Origin of the sequence: Pseudomonas sp. yb_2 (assembly GCF_043103905.1) — a bacterium.
Classification (GTDB): Bacteria; Pseudomonadota; Gammaproteobacteria; order Pseudomonadales; family Pseudomonadaceae; genus Aquipseudomonas; species Aquipseudomonas alloputida.
Genome location: NZ_JBICKH010000044.1, coordinates 1 through 17612, shown reverse-complemented (window position 1 = coordinate 17612; position 17612 = coordinate 1). Strand labels below are relative to the sequence as shown.

Here is a 17612-nt window from a genome sequence, read left to right as displayed (position 1 = left end):
ATCAACGGCAACGGCAACGGCAACGGCAACGGCAACGGCAACGGCAACGGCAACGGCAACGGCAACGGCAACAGCAGGTGGATGGGCACAGAATCTCAGTTTACTACTGGCACAGCAGCTGAGCTGGGGTGCCGACCGGCGGATTGTGAGCAGTGGAAGCAAATTCGCACCCATTTGCAGTTGCTCCACGCGGCGTGGCGCCTTAGACTGCCGCCCCCTGTAAAAGAGTGCCGGTTGGCGCTTGAAGAATTCCGCTGGCGATGCATAGGCATCGACGGCACATGAATCGCCCAAATGCACATTTTTTCATAGAGAAATCGATGACCAAGGAACAGTTGCTGGCCATGTCGGCCGATGACTACATGAACGCCGACCAGCTTGCCTTCTTTACTGAGCTGCTGCAGGCGATGAAAGTCGAAACCCATGAACGCATCGAACTCAGCCGCACCACCATCGAAGGCCTGGACACTCCGTCAGACCCTGCCGACGTGGCTTCGGTCGAAGAAGAACGTAGCTGGCTGGTAAATGCCATCGACCGCGACCAGCGCCTGCTGCCACAGCTGGAAATGGCCCTGGACCGTATTGCCGACGAAAGCTTCGGCTGGTGCGATGACAGTGGTGAGCCTATCGGCCTGAAGCGCTTGCTGATCAGCCCGACCACCAAGTACTGCATCGAAGCTCAGGAGCGCCACGAGCAGCTCGACCGCCACCAGCGCCAGGTATAAAACCGCGCGTGGTGCCAAGCCCCTCGGAGCTATCCCTGGGGCTTTTTGCGTTTCTCGACGAGACCGTTTTTGTTGCGCCTTACGAAACACTGCTGTACCGCAATGCGCTGTTTCCGCACCACTGTCAGGCGTATCATGGCTTTATCGTTAGGGTGCTAATTAAATTCCGGAGGGGATGATGAATAGCCGAGTCGATGTGGCTGTGATGATAGGGTCGGGTGTGCCGGCCACCTTGCAGGCGCTGGGCAAGCGTATTTGCTGGGTAGTGCTGGTCAATGGCGAGCGTCGCGGCACCGCCTTCGCCACGCGCGAAGAAGCGCTTGAGTGCCAGGCTGCCTGGCAGCAGCAGCTGAAGAAAGGGCTGGCTGCCTGAAAATGTTTATTGCCTCTCGACGGGTTTCGGTGTTTTCGGGCATATTTGTCCTACAGTAATGCGCACATGGATGCCAGGGCTTGTCTTCTAGCAGGCTCACGCCATTGGTTGCGTTTTCTGGCGAGTGATTTCAGGCATCACGCTTCCCAAGCCGGGAATGAGCCAAACGCCTTCGGTTGAAGGCGATTCTGGCAAACCAGAGTAAAGATTCCTGCGCGCTGCATCGTCAGCGAGCACAGACATTTCGCATATCGCTTTATTACTCTTTTTGCCTATCGATAAGAAATGGCCGTGCCTCCCCGAGCTTGGGTGAGGGCGGGTTGTAACCGGTTGAGGATTACTTCATTGGCAGTCAGCACACTTGATACACATGCGTTGTTCGCCCTTGGCGACTTGCGCGGTAAATTGGCCCAACTGTTTCAGGGCCGCTTCATCTATGTCACCGAACAGAGTCCCGAAGGCCTGTATATGGCCGAAATCGACACCGAGAGTGCACTGGTGGTCGATGACAAGCAGCGCCTTGAACTGAAAGTCGGTGACCACTTTCGTGCTGCCGTTTTGCCCAGCCGCGAAGGTGGCAAGCTGGAAATGCGCTTTCGCGACATCAAGTTGAATGTGTATGGCGTAGGTGATTACGCCTTCGTTTCTGTGCCGGAAGGCGAGGGCATCGTATTTCGTGAAGGCCATGGCGTGATGCTGGTATTCGCCGCGCAGCAGCAAGTGCAGGAAGGCCTGGGCAAGTTGCTTAAAGCAGTGACTGGCAAAGTCGCCAAATGGCGCAAGGGTGAACTGACCACCTTCAAGGCCAGTGAATGACCGACAGTCACGACTCACCAGCCTCGCGGGCCGAGTTTCATCGGCAGCACCAGGCAGATGCCGTGGCTGAGGCAGAACGTTTGCTGGCCGGGCGTGAGAAGCTGCAAGGCGCCTGGTTGACTTGGGTAGCGGCTGAGCTCTATCGCCTCAGCCCGCCACCGTATGCCGCCATGGTCCGGCGCGAGTTGCAGCGCCTCAGCCAAGGTTGAGACGGCAAACCTTCAATTGCCACGGTCTCGGCCGCTGCTGACCTCTTCAGGCACCGGCTCTTTCGACATGCGCTTGCGAAATAGCGCCGCCCGCGCCAGCAACAGCGTGGTTATCGGCACGGTAATCGACAGCAGGATCGGAATCAGCCAAGCGTGCAGCACAGGGGTGCCCTTGAGCCACGAAAAGTAGATTATCGAGGCCAGTGCAACGCACCAGGCACCAAGGGTCGAGGCCAGCGCTGGCGGGTGCATGCGCTGGAAGTAGTCTTTCAAGCGTACCAGGCCTATAGCACCGACCAGGGCGAACAGGCTGCCGGTGAGCAATAGCGCGGCGGTGACCAGCTCCAGCCAGAACGGCAGTACCAGGGCTTCAGTCATTCGATCACCTCACCGCGCAGCAGAAACTTGGCCAAGGCAAACGAGCCGACGAAACCAAACAGTGCAATCAGCAGGGCACCTTCGAAGTAGGTGTCACTGGCATAACGGATACCCAGCACCAGCATGGTGAGCATGGCCAGGATGTACAGGTAGTCCAGGGCCAGCACGCGGTCTTGGGCGGACGGGCCACGGAACAGCCGGATCAGCGCCAGGCTCATGGCCAGGGCGAAGATGAACAGGCTGGCGAGGACGGCATTGGCGAGCAGGCCTGTCATTGGAAAATCTCCATAAGCGGGCGTTCGTAAGTGTCCTTGAAGTGCTGTATGAAGGCCGCTTCATCGTCCAGCTCAAACACATGCAGCAACAGCACACTGCGGTCCAGTGCCAGTTCGGACCAGACTGTGCCAGGCACCACGGTGGTGATCATCGACAGCGCTGCCAGGCCGTGGGGGTCACGCAATGCCAATGGTATGTGAACGAACGCAGAGCGTGGCGGCTGCTTGTCGGCCCGCAGCACACCACGGGCCACCAGCAGGTTGGAGGTGATCACATCGATGCCGACCCGGCAGATGAGGCGGGCGATGGCGAGGGGGCGCCGTACGTGTGCATGCTGCGGGCGCAGGGGCGCCATCAACAGTGGCGCCAGTATGCCAAGTGCGGCGCCCAGCAGCAGGTTGCCGGGGCTGACCGAGAGGTTCAGCAGCAGCCACAGGCCAAACAGCGAGACCGATAACAGTGGAGCGGGGAACAGTCGGTTCATGGCTGCACCTGTACGTCGCGCGAGGTGGGGCCAGGAATCGGCTGGGCGGCCATCACGGCTTTGATATAGGCATCGGGGGCCTGCAGGCTGGCGGCAGTGTCCTGGGTGTAGCGCAGCAACGGCTCGGCCTTGAAGCTGAGGATGAGGCACAAGCCGAGCAGGATGACGATGGGCAGGCATTCATAGCGCCGCAGCACCGGTGACGGGCGCTCTTCGGGCTTCCAGAAACGCTGGATGCCGACGCGGCCGAAGGCGATCAGCGAGGCCAAGCCGGACAGGATCAGCAACGCCACCAGGCCCCAGCCGGCGGCACTCAGGGGCTGCTCGGCCGGTACGCCGAGGCCCAGTGGATTGAACAGCGCGCTGATCAGGTTGAGCTTGCCGACAAAGCCCGACAGCGGCGGCATACCGATGATCAGTAGTGCGCAGGCGATGAAGCTGAGGCCGAGGAAGGCCATGGTCCACGGGATGATCTGGCCGATTACCACCTGCTGTTCATCGTCGAGGTTGATGCCCTTGGGCGGGTGCAGCGATTCCAGTGGCGGCGGCATGGCGTCTTCTTCTTCGTCCAGCGGCGCTTCATTGGCCGAGCGTGAGCGTTCGACCAGTTCGGCGAGCAGGAACAGTGCGCACAGTGCAAGGGTCGAGTTGACCAGGTAGAACAGCGCAGCGCCGGTCAGGGCCGCCTGGGCAAAACCCACCGCACCCAGCAGCGTGCCGGCCGAAACCAGGATACTGAGTGCCGCCATACGCTCCAGGCGCTGAGCTGCCAGGATCGATACCGCTGCCACCGCCAGGGTGACCAGGCCGCCGTAAACCAGCCATTCGCCGCCGAAATGCGCCGAGGCCCCGGCCTGCCCGGAGAACAGCAGCGTCCACAGGCGCAGCACGGCGTACAGGCCGACTTTGGTCATGATGGCGAACAGTGCAGCCACCGGCGCGCTGGCTGACGCGTAAGCTGGCACCAGCCAGAAGTTCAGCGGCCAGATACCGGCCTTGACCAGGAAGGCCACGGCCAGGATTGCCGCACCGGCATGCAGCAGGCCACGGTCGGCCTCCGGTACCAGTGGAACCTTCAGCGCCAGGTCGGCCATGTTCAGGGTGCCGGTCACGCCATACAGCATCGCTGCGCCGATCAGGAACAGCGACGAGGCAAACAGGTTGATAGCGATGTAGTGCAGGCCGGCACGCACCCGCGCACGCCCCGAACCATGCAGCAGCAAGCCATAGGAGGCGGCCAGCAGCACTTCGAAGAAGACGAACAGGTTGAACAGGTCGGCGGTGAGGAAGGCGCCGTACAGCCCCATCAGCTGAATCTGGAACAGTGCATGGAAGCTGGCCCCTGCACCGTCCCAGCGGGCACGGGCAAATAGCAGCGCGCTGAAACCGATGACCCCGGTCAGGGTCAGCAAGAGCGCGGACAGGTGGTCCACCACCAGCACGATGCCGAATGGCGCCGGCCAGTTGCCCGGCAGGTACACGCCGATCGACGCTGCCTGGCCCTGGGTGCGCACCCACAGCAGCAGACAGGCCGCGATTGCCAGGCCGGAGAAGGTAGACAGCAGGTTCAGCCTGGCCTTGATGTGCCTGTGCTTTTCACCCAGCAGCAACATTATCGCCGCCGTAATCAGCGGCAGCAGGATGGGGGCGACAATCAGTTGACTCAGATCACTCATTCGTCACGCTCCCGGCCATCCACGTGGTCGGTACCGGTCAGGCCGCGCGAGGCCAGCAGCACCACCAGGAACAGCGCGGTCATGGCGAAACTGATGACGATGGCGGTGAGCACCAGTGCCTGTGGCAGCGGGTCGGTGTAATGCAGCAGGTCCTGGGTAACGCCATCCTTGATGATTGGCTCCTTGCCGATGAACAGGCTGCCCATGCTGAAGATGAACAGGTTGACCCCGTACGAAAGCAGACACAGGCCCATGATCACCTGGTAGGTACGCGGGCGCAGGATCAGCCACACCCCGGAGGCAGCCAGCACGCCGATGGCGACTGCAATCACTTCTTCCATCAGGCGGCTCCTGCTTGGCTGGTTTTTGCCGGGTTGCCCGGGCGATAGGCGCGCACCGACTGGTGCGCCAGGGCTGTGAGGATCAGCAACGTCGAGCCGACCACGACGGTGTATACGCCGATGTCGAAGAACAGCGCGCTGGCCACGTGCACATCACCCAGCAACGGCAGGTGCAAGTGGGCGGTATGGGTGGTGAGGAACGGGTAACCCAGCAGCATGGCGCCGACCCCGGTCAGGGTCGCACACAGCAGCCCGGTACCCATCCAGCGCAGCGGCCGCAGGCTCATCTGCGCCTCGACCCACTGGGTGCCGGCCACCATGTACTGGAGGATGAACGCCACCGACATGACCAAGCCAGCGACAAACCCGCCACCGGGCTGGTTGTGCCCGCGCATGAACAGGTACATCGACACCAGCAAGGCGATCGGCAGCAGCAGGCGCACCAACGCTGCAGGCACCATCATGAAGCCCAGCGCGGTATCAGTGGCATGCCGCGGGTTGATCAGGTCGGTGACCACGTCTGGCGCCAACTGGCGTTGTTGCGCCGGCAACTGCATGCTCTCTTTCGGAGGGCGGAAGCGCCGTAGCAGGGCGAACACGGTCAGCGCCACAGCCACCAACACGGTGATTTCACCGAGCGTATCAAAGCCGCGGAAGTCGACCAGCATGACATTGACCACATTGGTGCCGCCGCCCTGAGGCAACGCACGGCTCAAATAGAACGAGGAAATGTCGTTGGGCGTGGGCCGGGTCAGCATGGCGTACGACAGCACGGCCATGCCGCCACCTACCAGCACGGCCAGCAGCAAGTCGCGCAGGCGGCGCATGCGCGCGCGCTCCAGGCTACCCGGCAGCGGTGACACGCCTTCGATACGCCGTGGCAGCCAGCGCAGGCCGAGCAGGATCAGCACGGTGGTGACCACTTCCACCACCAACTGGGTCAGTGCCAGGTCGGGCGCAGAGAACCAGACGAAGGTGATGCAGGTCATCAGGCCGCAGACGCTGACCATGATCAGTGCCGCCAGGCGGTGGTACTTGGCCTGGTAGGCGGCGCCGATGGCGCAGGCAATGGCGATCAGCCACAGGGCGACGAATACCCCGGAACCCGGAATCTTCGGGCGATCACCCCAGCTCAGGCCGCTATGGAGCATCGGCGTGAGGCCCGCGAGGAACGCGGCGAATACCAGCATGAACAGCTGCGACTGCAGCCGCCGGGTGGTGAACAGGCGTTCGATGCGACGCGCCAGCAACATCAGGTGAACCTGGCCGTGCTCGAACAACCGCTTGCCATTGAAGCGCTCGATCACGGGCGGGTAGGGGAAGCGACCCAGGCGCAGTTGTTTGCGCAGCAACAGGTACAGAACGATGCCGCCGCTCATGGCGACCAGGCTCATGATCATCGGCGCGTTCCAGCCATGCCAGATGGCCAGGCTGTATTCCGGCAGGGTGCCGCCAACCACCGGCAGGGCCGCAGCGGCCAGCAGGGGGCCGACCGACTGGGTGGGGAAGATGCCCACGACCAGGCACGTGAGCACCAGCAGTTCCACCGGAGCACGCATCCAGCGTGGCGGCTCGTGCGGGGTATGGGGCAGGTCCTGGGCCGTCGGCCCGAAGAACACATCGACGGTAAAACGCAGGGCATACGCCACGCTGAAGGTGCCGGCCAGGGTGGCGATCACCGGCAGCGTGGCCTCGACCCAGGCGGTGGAACTGATGAATACCGTTTCGGCAAAGAACATTTCCTTCGACAGGAAGCCGTTCATCAGCGGCACGCCGGCCATCGAGGCGCTGGCGACCATGGCCAGGGTCGCGGTGTAGGGCACCAGGCGGATCAGGCCGCTGAGGCGGCGAATGTCGCGGGTGCCGCTCTCGTGGTCGATGATGCCGGCGGCCATGAACAGCGAGGCCTTGAAGGTGGCATGGTTGAGAATGTGGAATACCGCGGCGACGGCAGCCAGCGGGCTGTTAAGACCCAGCAGCAGGGTAATCAGGCCCAGGTGGCTGATGGTCGAATAGGCCAGCAGGCCCTTGAGGTCATTCTGGAACATGGCGGCGAAAGCGCCGAGCAGCAGGGTGAGGGCGCCGGCACCGCCGACGATCCAGAACCATTCCTCGCTACCGGAGAGTACCGGCCACAGGCGTGCCAGCAGGAACACCCCGGCCTTGACCATGGTGGCCGAGTGCAAATAGGCCGACACCGGTGTGGGCGCTGCCATGGCGTGGGGCAGCCAGAACTGGAAGGGAAACTGTGCGCTCTTGGTCAGGGCGCCGATGAGTATCAGGGGCAGCAGCACCGGGTAAAGCGCATGCTGGCGGATGGTATGCCCGGCAGCCAGGACCTTGTCCAGGTCATAGCTGCCGACCACATGGCCGAGCAGCAGGGCCCCTACCAACAGGCACAAGCCGCCTGCACCGGTTACCATCAGCGCCATGTAGGCGCCGCGACGGGCGTCGGCGCGGTGGTGCCAGTAGCCGATCAGCAGGAAGGAGAACAGGCTGGTCAGTTCCCAGAAGAACACCAGTTGGATCAGGTTGCCGGAGATGACCAGGCCGAGCATCGCGCCCATGAAGGCCAGAAAGAACGCGAAGAAGCGTGGGACCGGGTCTTGCGGTGACATGTAGTAGCGCGCATACAGCGATACCAGCGTGCCAATGCCCAGTACCAGCAACGAGAACAGCCAGGCAAAGCCGTCCATGCGCAACACCAGGTTCAGCCCCAGGCTGGGTAGCCACAGGAACTCTTCGCGAATGACGCCACCATGGGCAATCTGAGGGTACAGAAGTGCTACCTGGACGGTGCCGACCAGGGCTACGAGCCCGGCAAGAATGGACTCGGCGTTACGTGCGTTGTGCGGCAGCACGGCTGCCAGGCAACTGCCCACGAACGGCAGAAGCAATAGCACTATCAAGGACATAGCGGCCTATTCTGGAGAAGTTTGCAAAGAATCATACGTGCCGAGGTGTTTATCACCAACACGCAAGCTGTCGCAGAATCCTACAAACCGGCTGTGACAAGCGGTTTTTTTATAACAGTTTTTTACAAAGAATAGCCGCTGTTGACTGTTTTACAGCCCCGCCTGGCTTTCGCCAGGGTTCTGCACATCGCGTGTTTCGACGGTTTCGCGAGGGCGCCGCACCTTGAGTTCACTGACCACCACGGCAACCACGATCAGCAGGCCGCCGAGCAGCGCCACGCCAGGCAGGCGCTCGCCAGCCAGACGCCCGACGATGCCGGCCCACACCGGTTCACCAGCATAGATGAGTGTGGCGCGGGTAGGCGAGACCGACTTCTGTGCCCAGTTCATTGCCACTTGGATCACCGCACTCATTGCGCCCAGGCCCACTGCGCTGGCAAGCAACAGCCAGGAGAAGTCGGGGAGGCGCTCCTGGGTCGGGACGATCATGAGAAACGCCAGCAGCGATGCGGTCGCAAGTTGCACCACCGTAACCCGGCGCACATCGACCTGACCGGCGTAGCGGCTGATCAGAATGATTTCACCGGCGATGGCCACGGCGCTGATCAGGGTGACCAGTTCGCCCTCGCTGAAACGCAGGCTGCCGCCTTCCGGCCCGGCCAGCAGCATCAGGCCGATGAATGCCAGGCAGATACCCATGCTGGGCATCAGGCCAGGCCGCCGCCCCAGCACCAGCCACTGCAGCAGCGGCACGAACGGGACGTACAGCGCAGTGATGAACGCTGACTGGCTGCTGCTGATGGTTTGCAGGCCCATGGTCTGCAGGCCATAGCCGAGCATGATCGACACGCCGATCAGCATGCCGGCCTTCAGTTCGGTGAAGGTCAGGCCGGGCAGCGCTCGCGCCGAGACCACACCAACGAACAGCGCGGCTGCCGCAAAGCGCAGGCCGACGAAGAACATCGGGCCGCTGACGGCCATCACGTTATGCACCAACAGGAACGTGCCGCCCCACAACATGGTGATGAATACCAGCACCAGTTCGGCCTTGCTCAGGCGGAAGGTGACGGCAGGGGTGGGCTTGTTGCTGGGCTGGTTCATGGTCTTGCACACTCGGAAAGGGCGGCGCACAATCGCCGCAAAAGTGGGCAGTATACTGCGCAATCTTGACCAGTGAGCAATATAGTGCACAAGGATTCTTCGCACCGGGCATCGGTGCTGCAACATGTCAGCCTCAATGTGCGCAGTCTGCGCAACGCCGCCGGCTTGAGTCAGGCGGCGCTGGCCGAGCGTTCAGGGGTCAGCCGGCGCATGCTGGTCGCGATCGAGGCGGGCGAGAAGAATGTCAGCCTGACCACATTGGACCTGATTGCCGAAGCCTTGGGCGTGGCTTTCAGCACCCTGATCCAGGCGCCAGACCTGCGCGACCCCGGGCGCATTGAAGAGCTGGCGTGGGCTGGCGAACACCCGCAGAGCCGAGCGGTGTTGCTGGGCACCAGCCCGGCAAGGCGCGAGGTGGAACTTTGGGAATGGACCCTGGCACCGGGGGAGTGCTATCACAGTGAGGCCGACGCCGAAGGCTGGAGCGAGCAGATTTATGTGATCGATGGGCAGCTGACGCTGATCATCGAAGAGGTCGAGCATCGCTTGCAGGTGGGGCAGTTCCATGTGTTCCCCAGTAACTGCCGGTATGCCTACCGTAACGATGGCGTGGTGGCTGTTCGGTTTGTGCGCAATGTGGCGATTTGAGCCTGCAGGCTTTGGGGCTGCTGTGCAGCCCCAAAGGTCTCAAGCCGATCAGCTTTTCAGCAGCTCGTCGGTCTTCACCACATTGGCATAGGCAAACGCCAACGCCGCCATCGCCGAATCATGCACATGAGCCGCCGGCACCTGCTTGCCGTCGAACGTCAGTGGCAGGGTTGCGCAGGCATCGTGCGCCACGGTCACTTGATAGCCCATATCGGCCGCAGCCCGGGCGGCGGCGTCAATGCACATGTGGCTCATGCTGCCGACGATGGTCAGCGCCTCGACGCCATGCCGGTCCAGCGTGTGCTCAAGATCGGTACCGAGAAAGGCGTTGACCTTGTGCTTGAGCACCACCGGCTCGCCCGGCAATGGCTCGACCTTGGCGTGGATGGCCGCACCCTGCGAACCGGGGGCAAAGAAGGGGGCATCGGCAGTGTCGAACTCATGCCGCACATGCACCACCAGGTCGTCGCGCTGGCGTGCTGCTGCCAGCAGGCGGGCGGCGTTGTCGGCTGCCTGGTCGACGCCATCGAGGGGCCACTTGCCGCCGGGGAAGTAGTCGTTCTGGATGTCGATGATGATCAGTGCCTGCTTGCTCATGCTGCCTCCTGTGGCAGTAGTCGTCGAGAGACGTTAGTTATAGGCTGTGTTCACTCACCTGAGGATTGGCGCGAACGACACTATGCGGGCAAAAACTGACACCGGCGCTAACCTGGATATCGGCTTGCTGTTGTACCCCGGCGTGCAGCGCGCCGCTGTGCATGGCCTGGCCGACCTGTTCCTGGTGGCCAACCGGGTGGCGGCCGAACTGGGGGCCGTCGAGCTGCCGCACATTCGCGTCAGTTGCTGGCAGGCAGATGAGACGGGGCAGTTGTTGCCTGCGTCGGATAACTCTGCTGTCACCGTACCGGGCCTGCGCGTCCTGATCATTCCGCCAAGCCTGGAGTCGGCCCCACAAACCGAATTGCTCGAACGCCACCGCGCGCCGCTTTGCCTGTTGCACGGGCGTGGTACGGTGCTGGCGTCGGTATGCATCGGTGTATTTTTCATTGCCGCCAGCGGTTTGCTCGACGGGCGCCCGGCCTGCACGCACTGGAACTATGTGCAGGCGCTTGCCCAGCGCTTCCCCAGGGTGCGGGTTGAGGCCCAGCAGCCGTTGCTGGATGACGGTGACATCGTGACCTCGGCAGGGTTGATGGCCTGGACGGACCTCGGCTTGCGCTTGCTGGAGCGCTTTTTGGGGGCGACTGTGGCTCAGGAGACCGCTCGCTATCTGGCCGTCGATCCGGTCGCGGCGCCGCTGCCCGGCGCTGTGTTCAACCCGCGCCTGGACCACGGCGACGAGGCCGTGTTGAAGGTGCAGCACTGGTTGCAGGGCAATGGCGGGCAGGATGCCGACCTGGCCACGATGGCGGCCTGCGCGGGGCTGGAGGCGCGCACTTTCTTGCGGCGCTTTCGTGCCGCTACCGGGCTGCGCCCGACCGAGTATTGCCAGCAGGTGAGGGTGGGGCGGGCGTGCCGCTTGCTGGAGTTTACCCGGCGCACCGTCGAACAGATCGCGTGGGGTGTCGGTTACCAGGATCCGGGCGCGTTTCGCAAGGTGTTCCAGCGTGTCATCGGCCTTACTCCGAGTGACTATCGGCGGCGGTTTGCGGTATCCGGCCAGGGTCTGTAGAAATCACTTGACCTTGACTTTACTTGAGGTCTTACCCTGCTCGGCATCGCGCTGCATGCGTACGTAGCCAGGAGACTGTCGATGATGGCAACACCTCATGCCTTGTGGTTCACCCAGATGATCGAATACGAAGTACCCAGTATGTACCAGCAAGCATTGGCTCAGGCCCTGGTGGAGCGTAGTGAAGCATTGGCTGCGCGTTGCGAAGGGCTGCAGGGTGTGAGCATCCAGGCCAGCGACGATGGCTGCCGGGTGTTGCAGTACCTGCAATGGCAGTCACGCCAGGCCTGGGCTGCGGCGGCCGTGCACTTCGTCGAGGAATCGTTTCTTGACCTGCTGGGCCAGCATCAGGCACGCGGTGTCAACTTCGCCGCCTACCAGGCCCTGCGCAGCCTGGTGCGCGGGGACGATGGCGTGCTGCATTGCCAGATGGGCGGTCCTCAGGCATACCAAGGTGCGTAGTGCGGGTAGCGATCCAGGCGGGCACCGATGACCATTTCGCTGATCCATGCCGCCAGGAGCGAGCTATACGCTTTCTGGCTCTGTTCGCTGGACAGCGCGTGGTCGGCGCCGTCGACGATGCGATGGGTGAGCGAGTGGGCGTTGACGAACGCCGAGCGGTAGTTCATCAAGGTACTGTGCGGCACGTAGTCATCCTGCTCGGACTCCACCAGCAATACATCCCCGCCGAATTCGGCGCACGCGGCCAGCGCGCGGTTGTCGGCCGGGCCCAGGGGGCGCTGGCGATAGGCATTCAGGCGTTGACGGTCAAGGGTTTGCTTCGGGCTGCCCCATTCGTCATCCCAGTACATGGCAGGTACCCGCAGGGCCAGCCACCTGACCGGCCGTTCGCGGGTCAGCAGAGTCGCCAGGTAACCGCCATAGCTGCTGCCGATAATGGCGATGGCGCTGCTGTCGACTGCCGGGTGGCTGACCAGTCGATCGTAAGCCACCAGCAAGTCCTGCAGGTTTTGTTCACGGGTGACCGTGAGGCGCTGGCTTTCAGTTTTTTCGTGACCGCGCAGGTCGAAGGTCATGCACACGCATCCCAGTCCGGTGATATGCCGGGCGCGGGCCAGGTCACGTTGCTGGCTGCCGCCCCAGCCGTGGACGAAGAGAATGCCCGGCATTTTGGTGCCCGGGCTGACCAAGGTGCCGGCGATGCGGTCATTCTCGACCTGCAGTTCAACGGTTTCACTCTGAATGGCCATGGTCGCGAATCCGCGCAAATTTGCTGAGTTGTCCGAGTTCACTGTCGTTTCCTTGGTAAAAGAGGATGGCATCAGCGGGCAGGTCGGGGTTGCCGAATACTTCGTGGGTGGAAGCCCGCACCCGTTGCAATGCGGGGTCATCGGCAAAGGCCTGCAGGGCCAACAGTTCGGCACTGCTGGCACCACCCAGGCGCCAGGATTGTTCGAGCACCCCGCTGCACAGATGGCCCGAAGGGCTGATGCCGCGGGCGATGTCATAGTTGCGACGTGAGGCGACAAATCCCGGGAAGTGCTGCTCGGCGGCTTGTTCGTAAACCATGGCCTGGTTGATGGCAAGGCGCAGGTGGTCGTCCAGTGGGAGCTGTAGCAACACCTGATAGTCGCCACGTACCACCACCAGTTCAGAACCGCCGTAGACCTCGGTACCCTGATGGTCACGTGTCAGTTGCTGGGTGCCGTGGTAGCTGCAGGTCAAGCCGGCGACGCGCACCTGGCCGACGCTGAAGGTTTGCACCTCGCTCAGGTCTTCTTCGAGCACCAGGCCCCACTGCGCCAACGTGTGGTCATCCATATCGGCCAGCAGAGGCTCCAGGGCATCTGCAGTGGTGATGACCTGTTGCCCGCGTCCCGCACAAGCCAGTACCGGTTTGACCCTCAGCGGGCCGTCGAGCAGCAGCAACTGTGCGGCAGTGCGAGCGTCGGCTTTGCTGAACACGGTGTAGCCGCGCAGCAGGGCATCGCTGGCCTGTCGGGCGAAGTCGTCGGTCCAGCCTGGCGGGAAGCTGGCCCCGGCGGGTAACGGGTGAGAGATCGCCTTGGTCGCCATGTAGGGGTACGGCACCATGCCGCCAAACAGGTCCTGTTCGCTGCAAATACCCAAGCCGGCATATCGTCTGGGGTCGATCAGGGTCTCGGTTGGCAGATAATAGTAGGCATCGGCTGCATCTGGCGGCCGCATGGGCTGTATAAATGGGCAGCCCAGCAAACGTGCCAGGCCTTCGGCAAGCTTGAGATGAACGCCGTGCTCGTGTTCGGGCGTGTGGTCGCGGGTGTCAAGCAACACCACGCCGGCTTTCGGTTCGATGCCACTGGGCATGGTCATTTGCCTGTGTGCAATGAATGTACTGTGTGTGAAGCCGGTGTCCTGGGGAAGTTCAGGGAAACTTGATCGGTGGTCCTGGTCCTGTTGTAGGAAGTGTCCTATTGGCACAGGGCGTCGTGGGCAAGGCATGCCGTATCTTGGTCGTCACGATTGCAGCGCCCTGGCGGCTGTTCCATTATCGGTCTATTGGATCAACCGTTATGAAGCCGCAGGAGAGCGCATGAACGTCCAGACCACCCTTGAGCAAAGCGTGCCGCAGCGACTGGTGCACGTGCGCCAAGCCATGGCGGCAGGGGGCATCGATGCCTTGCTGGTCCCCTCGGCCGACCCCCACCTATCCGAATACCTGCCCGGTTACTGGCAGGGGCGCCAGTGGCTTTCGGGGTTCCATGGCTCGGTTGGTACGCTGGTGGTCACCCCCGGCTTTGCCGGGCTGTGGGTCGACAGCCGCTACTGGGAGCAGGCAGCTCAGGAGCTGAAGGGCAGCGGCATCGAACTGATGAAACTGTTGCCGGGCAAACCCGGGGCGTTGGAATGGTTGGGCGAAAATGTCGAGCCCAACGGTCGCGTGGCAGTGGATGGTGCGGTCATGGCCCTGGCTTCGGCGCGCCAGCTGGCTGAGCGGCTGAAGGCGCGTGGAGCGCAGCTGGTGACAGACATGGACCTGCTGGGTCAGATCTGGGACGGGCGCCCGGCGCTGCCCGGTAACCCGGTGTACCAGCACCTGCCGCCCCACGCCACGGTGAGCCGGGCGGAAAAGCTCGCGCAACTGCGCCAGGGCATCCAGGCCAAGGGGGCCGACTGGCACTTCATCGCTACCCTGGATGACATTGCCTGGCTGTTCAACCTGCGCGGCAGCGATGTCTCCTACAATCCGGTTTTCCTGGCCTTTGCCCTGATCAATCAGCAGCAGGCCATCCTGTTCGTGGGCCAGGACAAGGTGGACGAGCACCTGCGTCATGTGCTGGAGGTCGACGGCATCGAGGTGCGCGACTACAGCGAAGCAGGCAAGGCGCTAGGCACCGTTCCTGCGGGGGCGCGGCTGCTGGTGGACCCGGCCCGGGTCACCTGCGGCCTGCTGGACAACCTGGCGGCAGAGGTGGTTCTTGTCGAGGGGCTAAACCCCACCACGCTGAGCAAGTCCTGCAAGGGTGACGACGACCTGGTGCATATTCGCCAGGTCATGGAGCAGGACGGCGCAGCCTTGTGCGAGTTTTTCGCCTGGTTCGAGGCGAACCTCGGCCGGGAGGTCATCACCGAGCTGACGGTTGACGAGCAATTGAGTGCCGCGCGTGCTCGACGGCCGAATTTCGTGTCACTGAGCTTTTCTACCATTGCCGCCTTCAATGGCAATGGCGCGATGCCACACTACCGGGCCACCGAGCAGTCGCATGCGCTCATCGAGGGTAATGGCTTGCTGCTGATCGACTCGGGCGGTCAATACCTGGGCGGCACTACCGACATCACCCGCATGGTGCCGGTCGGTAACCCCAGCCAGGCTCAGAAGCAGGACTGCACCCGTGTACTCAAGGGCATGATTGCCTTGTCGCGTGCCACGTTCCCGCGAGGGGTACTGTCGCCGTTGCTCGACGCCATTGCCCGGGCGCCGATCTGGGCTGACCAGGTCGACTATGGCCATGGTACCGGCCACGGCGTGGGCTACTTCATGAACGTGCATGAGGGGCCTCAAGTGATCGCCTACCAGGCGGCACCTGCACCGCAGACGGCGATGCAAGTGGGCATGATCAGCTCGATCGAGCCGGGTACGTACCGCCCGGGGCTGTGGGGCGTTCGCATCGAGAACCTGGTGGTCAACCGAGAAGCGGGGAAGAGTGCCTTTGGTGACTTCCTGCAGTTCGAAACCTTGACGCTGTGCCCTATCGACACCCGCTGTCTGTTGCCCGAGTTGCTGACCAAGGAGGAGGTGGAGTGGCTGAACGGCTACCACGCCTGCGTACATGAGCGCCTGGCGCCCTTGCTCCAAGGGGATGCGCTAACCTGGCTGGAGATGCGTACTGCACCGCTGTAACGCAGCGGAAAAAGGGCAGTTTGCGAACTGCCCTTTTCTCTATTTACAGATGATGATCATGCTCCGGCTGGTGTAACCCGCCGGGTTGATGCCGAACAAATAGTCACCGGCCTCTTCATCGCTATCGCCCGAGCGCGCAATGACCCGGTAGCCGCGCGTGCTGCAGGCGCTTGCGGCCTTGCTGTAGCAATTGTCCCATGAGGAAGAAAGACCGGAGCAATTGATATGCAGGCCCTTCTTGCCCCTTTTGACCTCGGTCTTGGCTGTGGCGGCACATCCAGCAATGGCCAAGATGGCCAGGATGAGAAAAATTCGTTTCATTCCTGTCCTTAAATGCAGGGCAAATCAGTTGTCACGACCCTGTCGTTGTCGCTTCGGTTCTTCCTGAACCTTCCCCCAGCGTCCGTGTTCGGCCCAGTAGATAGCGTAAAGATGATGATTCTGTGACAGCTTAATCAGCGAGACAGGCTGCTACAATCATTAATCCTTTCTCAAATGAAAATATTTCTCATATCAGTCTGCTGCGATGGCCGGGCTGGGCGCCTTGCGCATGGACAGGGTGGTGCCGACCGAGGCGGTAATGATTGCCAGAATCGCCAGCCATTGAGTGAGCGTCAGCACCTCGCCGAGGAAAAGCAGGCCGGACAATGCGCCAAATGCCGGTTCGATGCTCATCAGGGTGCCGAACGTGCGCGCCGGAATCCGCGTGAGGGCAACCATTTCCAGGCTGTATGGCAGGGCGGTGGACAGTATTGCAACGGCAAACGCCATGGGGATCACGGCAGGTGTGAGCAGAGCGCTACCGGCGTGGGCGATACCGATGGGGGCGACGAACAGGGCCGCGACCACCACCCCCAGGGCCGCGCTCTGGATGCCGTGCTCGGCCCCTGCACGTTGCCCGAACAGGATGTACAGCGCCCAGCACACACCCGCCCCCAGCGCATAGGCGGCGCCCGCGGGGTCGAGTGCCTGGCCGCTGTGACCTGCCGGCAGCAACAGCAGCAGGCCTGCGATGGCCAGGGCAATCCACAGGAAATCGATCGCTCGGCGCGAGGAGAAGATCGCCACGGCCAACGGGCCGGTGAATTCCAGGGCGACGGCGATACCGATTGGTACCGTTTGCAGGGCCATATAGAAGAGGAAGTTCATGCCGCCCAGTGCCATGCCGTAGATGACCACATTGCGCAACGTGTTGGCGGTCATGCGTACCCGCCACGGGCGCAATATAAGCAGCATGATGATGCTGGCGAAGATCAGGCGCAGGGTGGTGGTGCCTTGTGCGCCGACGATCGGGAACATGCTTTTGGCCAGGGAGGCGCCGGACTGAATCGATGCCATGGCGATAAGCAGTAGGCCGATCGGGAAGAGGGTGGCGGCCAGGCTGCGGGGTTGGGTGTTCATTTAAGTGCGGCAATCCTTGGGCGGGGGAGATGGTGAGCAATATAGTGCGCAATTGGTGGGGGAGGTGGTAGCCCTCAAGCGGCTTTACCAGCAATATTTCAAATCATTGAAATTAAAGGTTGACCTTCTCGATGGCCTCCCTATAATGCGCACCACTCCAACGCGGTAGCGAAGAAAAGCTAGCCACTGTGTTGAGTCAAGTGTTTGAAGCTAAACGAGTTTCTCGCAAAAAACTTCAAAATAAACGCTTGACAG

At 62.3% G+C, this 17612-nt stretch carries 21 protein-coding genes; 9 read left to right on the top strand and 12 right to left on the bottom strand.

Features of this window, described 5'->3' with window-relative positions; translation table 11 throughout:
• The 5 genes from ACF8FB_RS10725 to ACF8FB_RS10705 form a co-directional block, all read left to right on the top strand.
• Positions 1-285: hypothetical protein (locus ACF8FB_RS10725; protein WP_392511323.1), on the top strand; the 285-nt coding region annotated here is incomplete at its 5' end.
• Positions 286-320: 35 nt separating this feature from the next.
• Positions 321-725 carry a TraR/DksA family transcriptional regulator gene (locus ACF8FB_RS10720; RefSeq protein ID WP_003250099.1) on the top strand — a complete coding sequence of 135 codons (405 nt, stop codon included), beginning with the start codon at positions 321-323 and terminating at the stop codon, positions 723-725.
• Positions 726-903: 178 nt separating this feature from the next.
• Positions 904-1098: a hypothetical protein gene (locus ACF8FB_RS10715; RefSeq protein WP_012271507.1), complete on the top strand. Its 195-nt coding sequence runs from the start codon at positions 904-906 to the stop codon at positions 1096-1098.
• 345 nt (positions 1099-1443) lie between these two features.
• A complete protein-coding gene (locus tag ACF8FB_RS10710; protein WP_014591718.1) occupies positions 1444-1914 on the top strand; it encodes a hypothetical protein in 471 nt (156 codons plus the stop codon).
• On the top strand, positions 1911-2123 hold the full coding sequence (locus ACF8FB_RS10705) for a hypothetical protein (RefSeq protein ID WP_010953202.1): 213 nt from the start codon (positions 1911-1913) through the stop codon (positions 2121-2123). The genes ACF8FB_RS10710 and ACF8FB_RS10705 overlap by 4 nt, the downstream gene beginning before the upstream one ends.
• Positions 2124-2135: 12 nt before the next feature.
• On the opposite strand, the gene ACF8FB_RS10700 is transcribed toward ACF8FB_RS10705, so the two are convergent.
• The 7 genes from ACF8FB_RS10700 to ACF8FB_RS10670 form a co-directional block, all read right to left on the bottom strand.
• Positions 2136-2501 (bottom strand): Na+/H+ antiporter subunit G, encoded by a 366-nt coding sequence (locus ACF8FB_RS10700; RefSeq protein ID WP_003250107.1) that lies wholly within the window; start codon positions 2499-2501, stop codon positions 2136-2138.
• Positions 2498-2776, bottom strand: a complete 279-nt coding sequence (locus tag ACF8FB_RS10695) for a K+/H+ antiporter subunit F (protein ID WP_010953203.1) — start codon at positions 2774-2776, stop codon at positions 2498-2500. The genes ACF8FB_RS10700 and ACF8FB_RS10695 overlap by 4 nt, the downstream gene beginning before the upstream one ends.
• Positions 2773-3261: a Na+/H+ antiporter subunit E gene (locus ACF8FB_RS10690; protein ID WP_010953204.1), complete on the bottom strand. Its 489-nt coding sequence runs from the start codon at positions 3259-3261 to the stop codon at positions 2773-2775. The genes ACF8FB_RS10695 and ACF8FB_RS10690 overlap by 4 nt, the downstream gene beginning before the upstream one ends.
• Positions 3258-4937, bottom strand: coding sequence for a monovalent cation/H+ antiporter subunit D (locus ACF8FB_RS10685; RefSeq protein WP_392511322.1), 1680 nt, complete (start codon positions 4935-4937; stop codon positions 3258-3260). The genes ACF8FB_RS10690 and ACF8FB_RS10685 overlap by 4 nt, the downstream gene beginning before the upstream one ends.
• Positions 4934-5278: a Na+/H+ antiporter subunit C gene (locus tag ACF8FB_RS10680; RefSeq protein WP_003250128.1), complete on the bottom strand. Its 345-nt coding sequence runs from the start codon at positions 5276-5278 to the stop codon at positions 4934-4936. The genes ACF8FB_RS10685 and ACF8FB_RS10680 overlap by 4 nt, the downstream gene beginning before the upstream one ends.
• A complete protein-coding gene (locus tag ACF8FB_RS10675) occupies positions 5278-8193 on the bottom strand; it encodes a monovalent cation/H+ antiporter subunit A (RefSeq protein WP_012053099.1) in 2916 nt (971 codons plus the stop codon). Before ACF8FB_RS10675 ends, ACF8FB_RS10680 begins: the two co-directional genes overlap by 1 nt.
• Before the next feature lie 150 nt (positions 8194-8343).
• Positions 8344-9294, bottom strand: a complete 951-nt coding sequence (locus ACF8FB_RS10670; RefSeq protein WP_392511321.1) for a DMT family transporter — start codon at positions 9292-9294, stop codon at positions 8344-8346.
• Positions 9295-9378: 84 nt separating this feature from the next.
• Between ACF8FB_RS10670 and ACF8FB_RS10665 the strand changes: the two genes are divergently transcribed.
• Complete coding sequence (locus ACF8FB_RS10665) at positions 9379-9942, top strand: helix-turn-helix domain-containing protein (RefSeq protein ID WP_003250134.1); 564 nt, start codon at positions 9379-9381, stop codon at positions 9940-9942.
• Between the two features lie 48 nt (positions 9943-9990).
• On the opposite strand, the gene ACF8FB_RS10660 is transcribed toward ACF8FB_RS10665, so the two are convergent.
• Positions 9991-10539, bottom strand: coding sequence for a cysteine hydrolase family protein (locus tag ACF8FB_RS10660; protein ID WP_350297612.1), 549 nt, complete (start codon positions 10537-10539; stop codon positions 9991-9993).
• Between the two features lie 82 nt (positions 10540-10621).
• Here ACF8FB_RS10660 and ACF8FB_RS10655 point away from each other — a divergent pair, with 82 nt between their 5' ends.
• Complete coding sequence (locus ACF8FB_RS10655) at positions 10622-11614, top strand: GlxA family transcriptional regulator (RefSeq protein WP_104962164.1); 993 nt, start codon at positions 10622-10624, stop codon at positions 11612-11614.
• Between the two features lie 81 nt (positions 11615-11695).
• Positions 11696-12076 carry an antibiotic biosynthesis monooxygenase gene (locus ACF8FB_RS10650; RefSeq protein ID WP_392511320.1) on the top strand — a complete coding sequence of 127 codons (381 nt, stop codon included), beginning with the start codon at positions 11696-11698 and terminating at the stop codon, positions 12074-12076.
• Here ACF8FB_RS10650 and ACF8FB_RS10645 read toward each other — a convergent pair.
• Complete coding sequence (locus ACF8FB_RS10645) at positions 12055-12825, bottom strand: S9 family peptidase (protein WP_274147286.1); 771 nt, start codon at positions 12823-12825, stop codon at positions 12055-12057. The genes ACF8FB_RS10650 and ACF8FB_RS10645 overlap by 22 nt on opposite strands.
• Positions 12809-13927, bottom strand: a complete 1119-nt coding sequence (locus ACF8FB_RS10640) for a DUF3182 family protein (RefSeq protein WP_392511319.1) — start codon at positions 13925-13927, stop codon at positions 12809-12811. Before ACF8FB_RS10640 ends, ACF8FB_RS10645 begins: the two co-directional genes overlap by 17 nt.
• Before the next feature lie 220 nt (positions 13928-14147).
• Between ACF8FB_RS10640 and ACF8FB_RS10635 the strand changes: the two genes are divergently transcribed.
• Positions 14148-15956, top strand: a complete 1809-nt coding sequence (locus tag ACF8FB_RS10635) for an aminopeptidase P family protein (RefSeq protein ID WP_392511318.1) — start codon at positions 14148-14150, stop codon at positions 15954-15956.
• A 39-nt stretch (positions 15957-15995) separates the two neighbouring features.
• Here the strand turns inward: ACF8FB_RS10635 and ACF8FB_RS10630 are convergent, their stop codons facing one another.
• Together ACF8FB_RS10630 and rhtA are read right to left on the bottom strand one after the other, a co-directional pair.
• Positions 15996-16277: a hypothetical protein gene (locus ACF8FB_RS10630; protein WP_014591706.1), complete on the bottom strand. Its 282-nt coding sequence runs from the start codon at positions 16275-16277 to the stop codon at positions 15996-15998.
• 192 nt (positions 16278-16469) lie between these two features.
• A complete protein-coding gene (gene rhtA / locus ACF8FB_RS10625) occupies positions 16470-17357 on the bottom strand; it encodes a threonine/homoserine exporter RhtA (protein ID WP_392509793.1) in 888 nt (295 codons plus the stop codon).
• Positions 17358-17612: the final 255 nt, after the last annotated feature.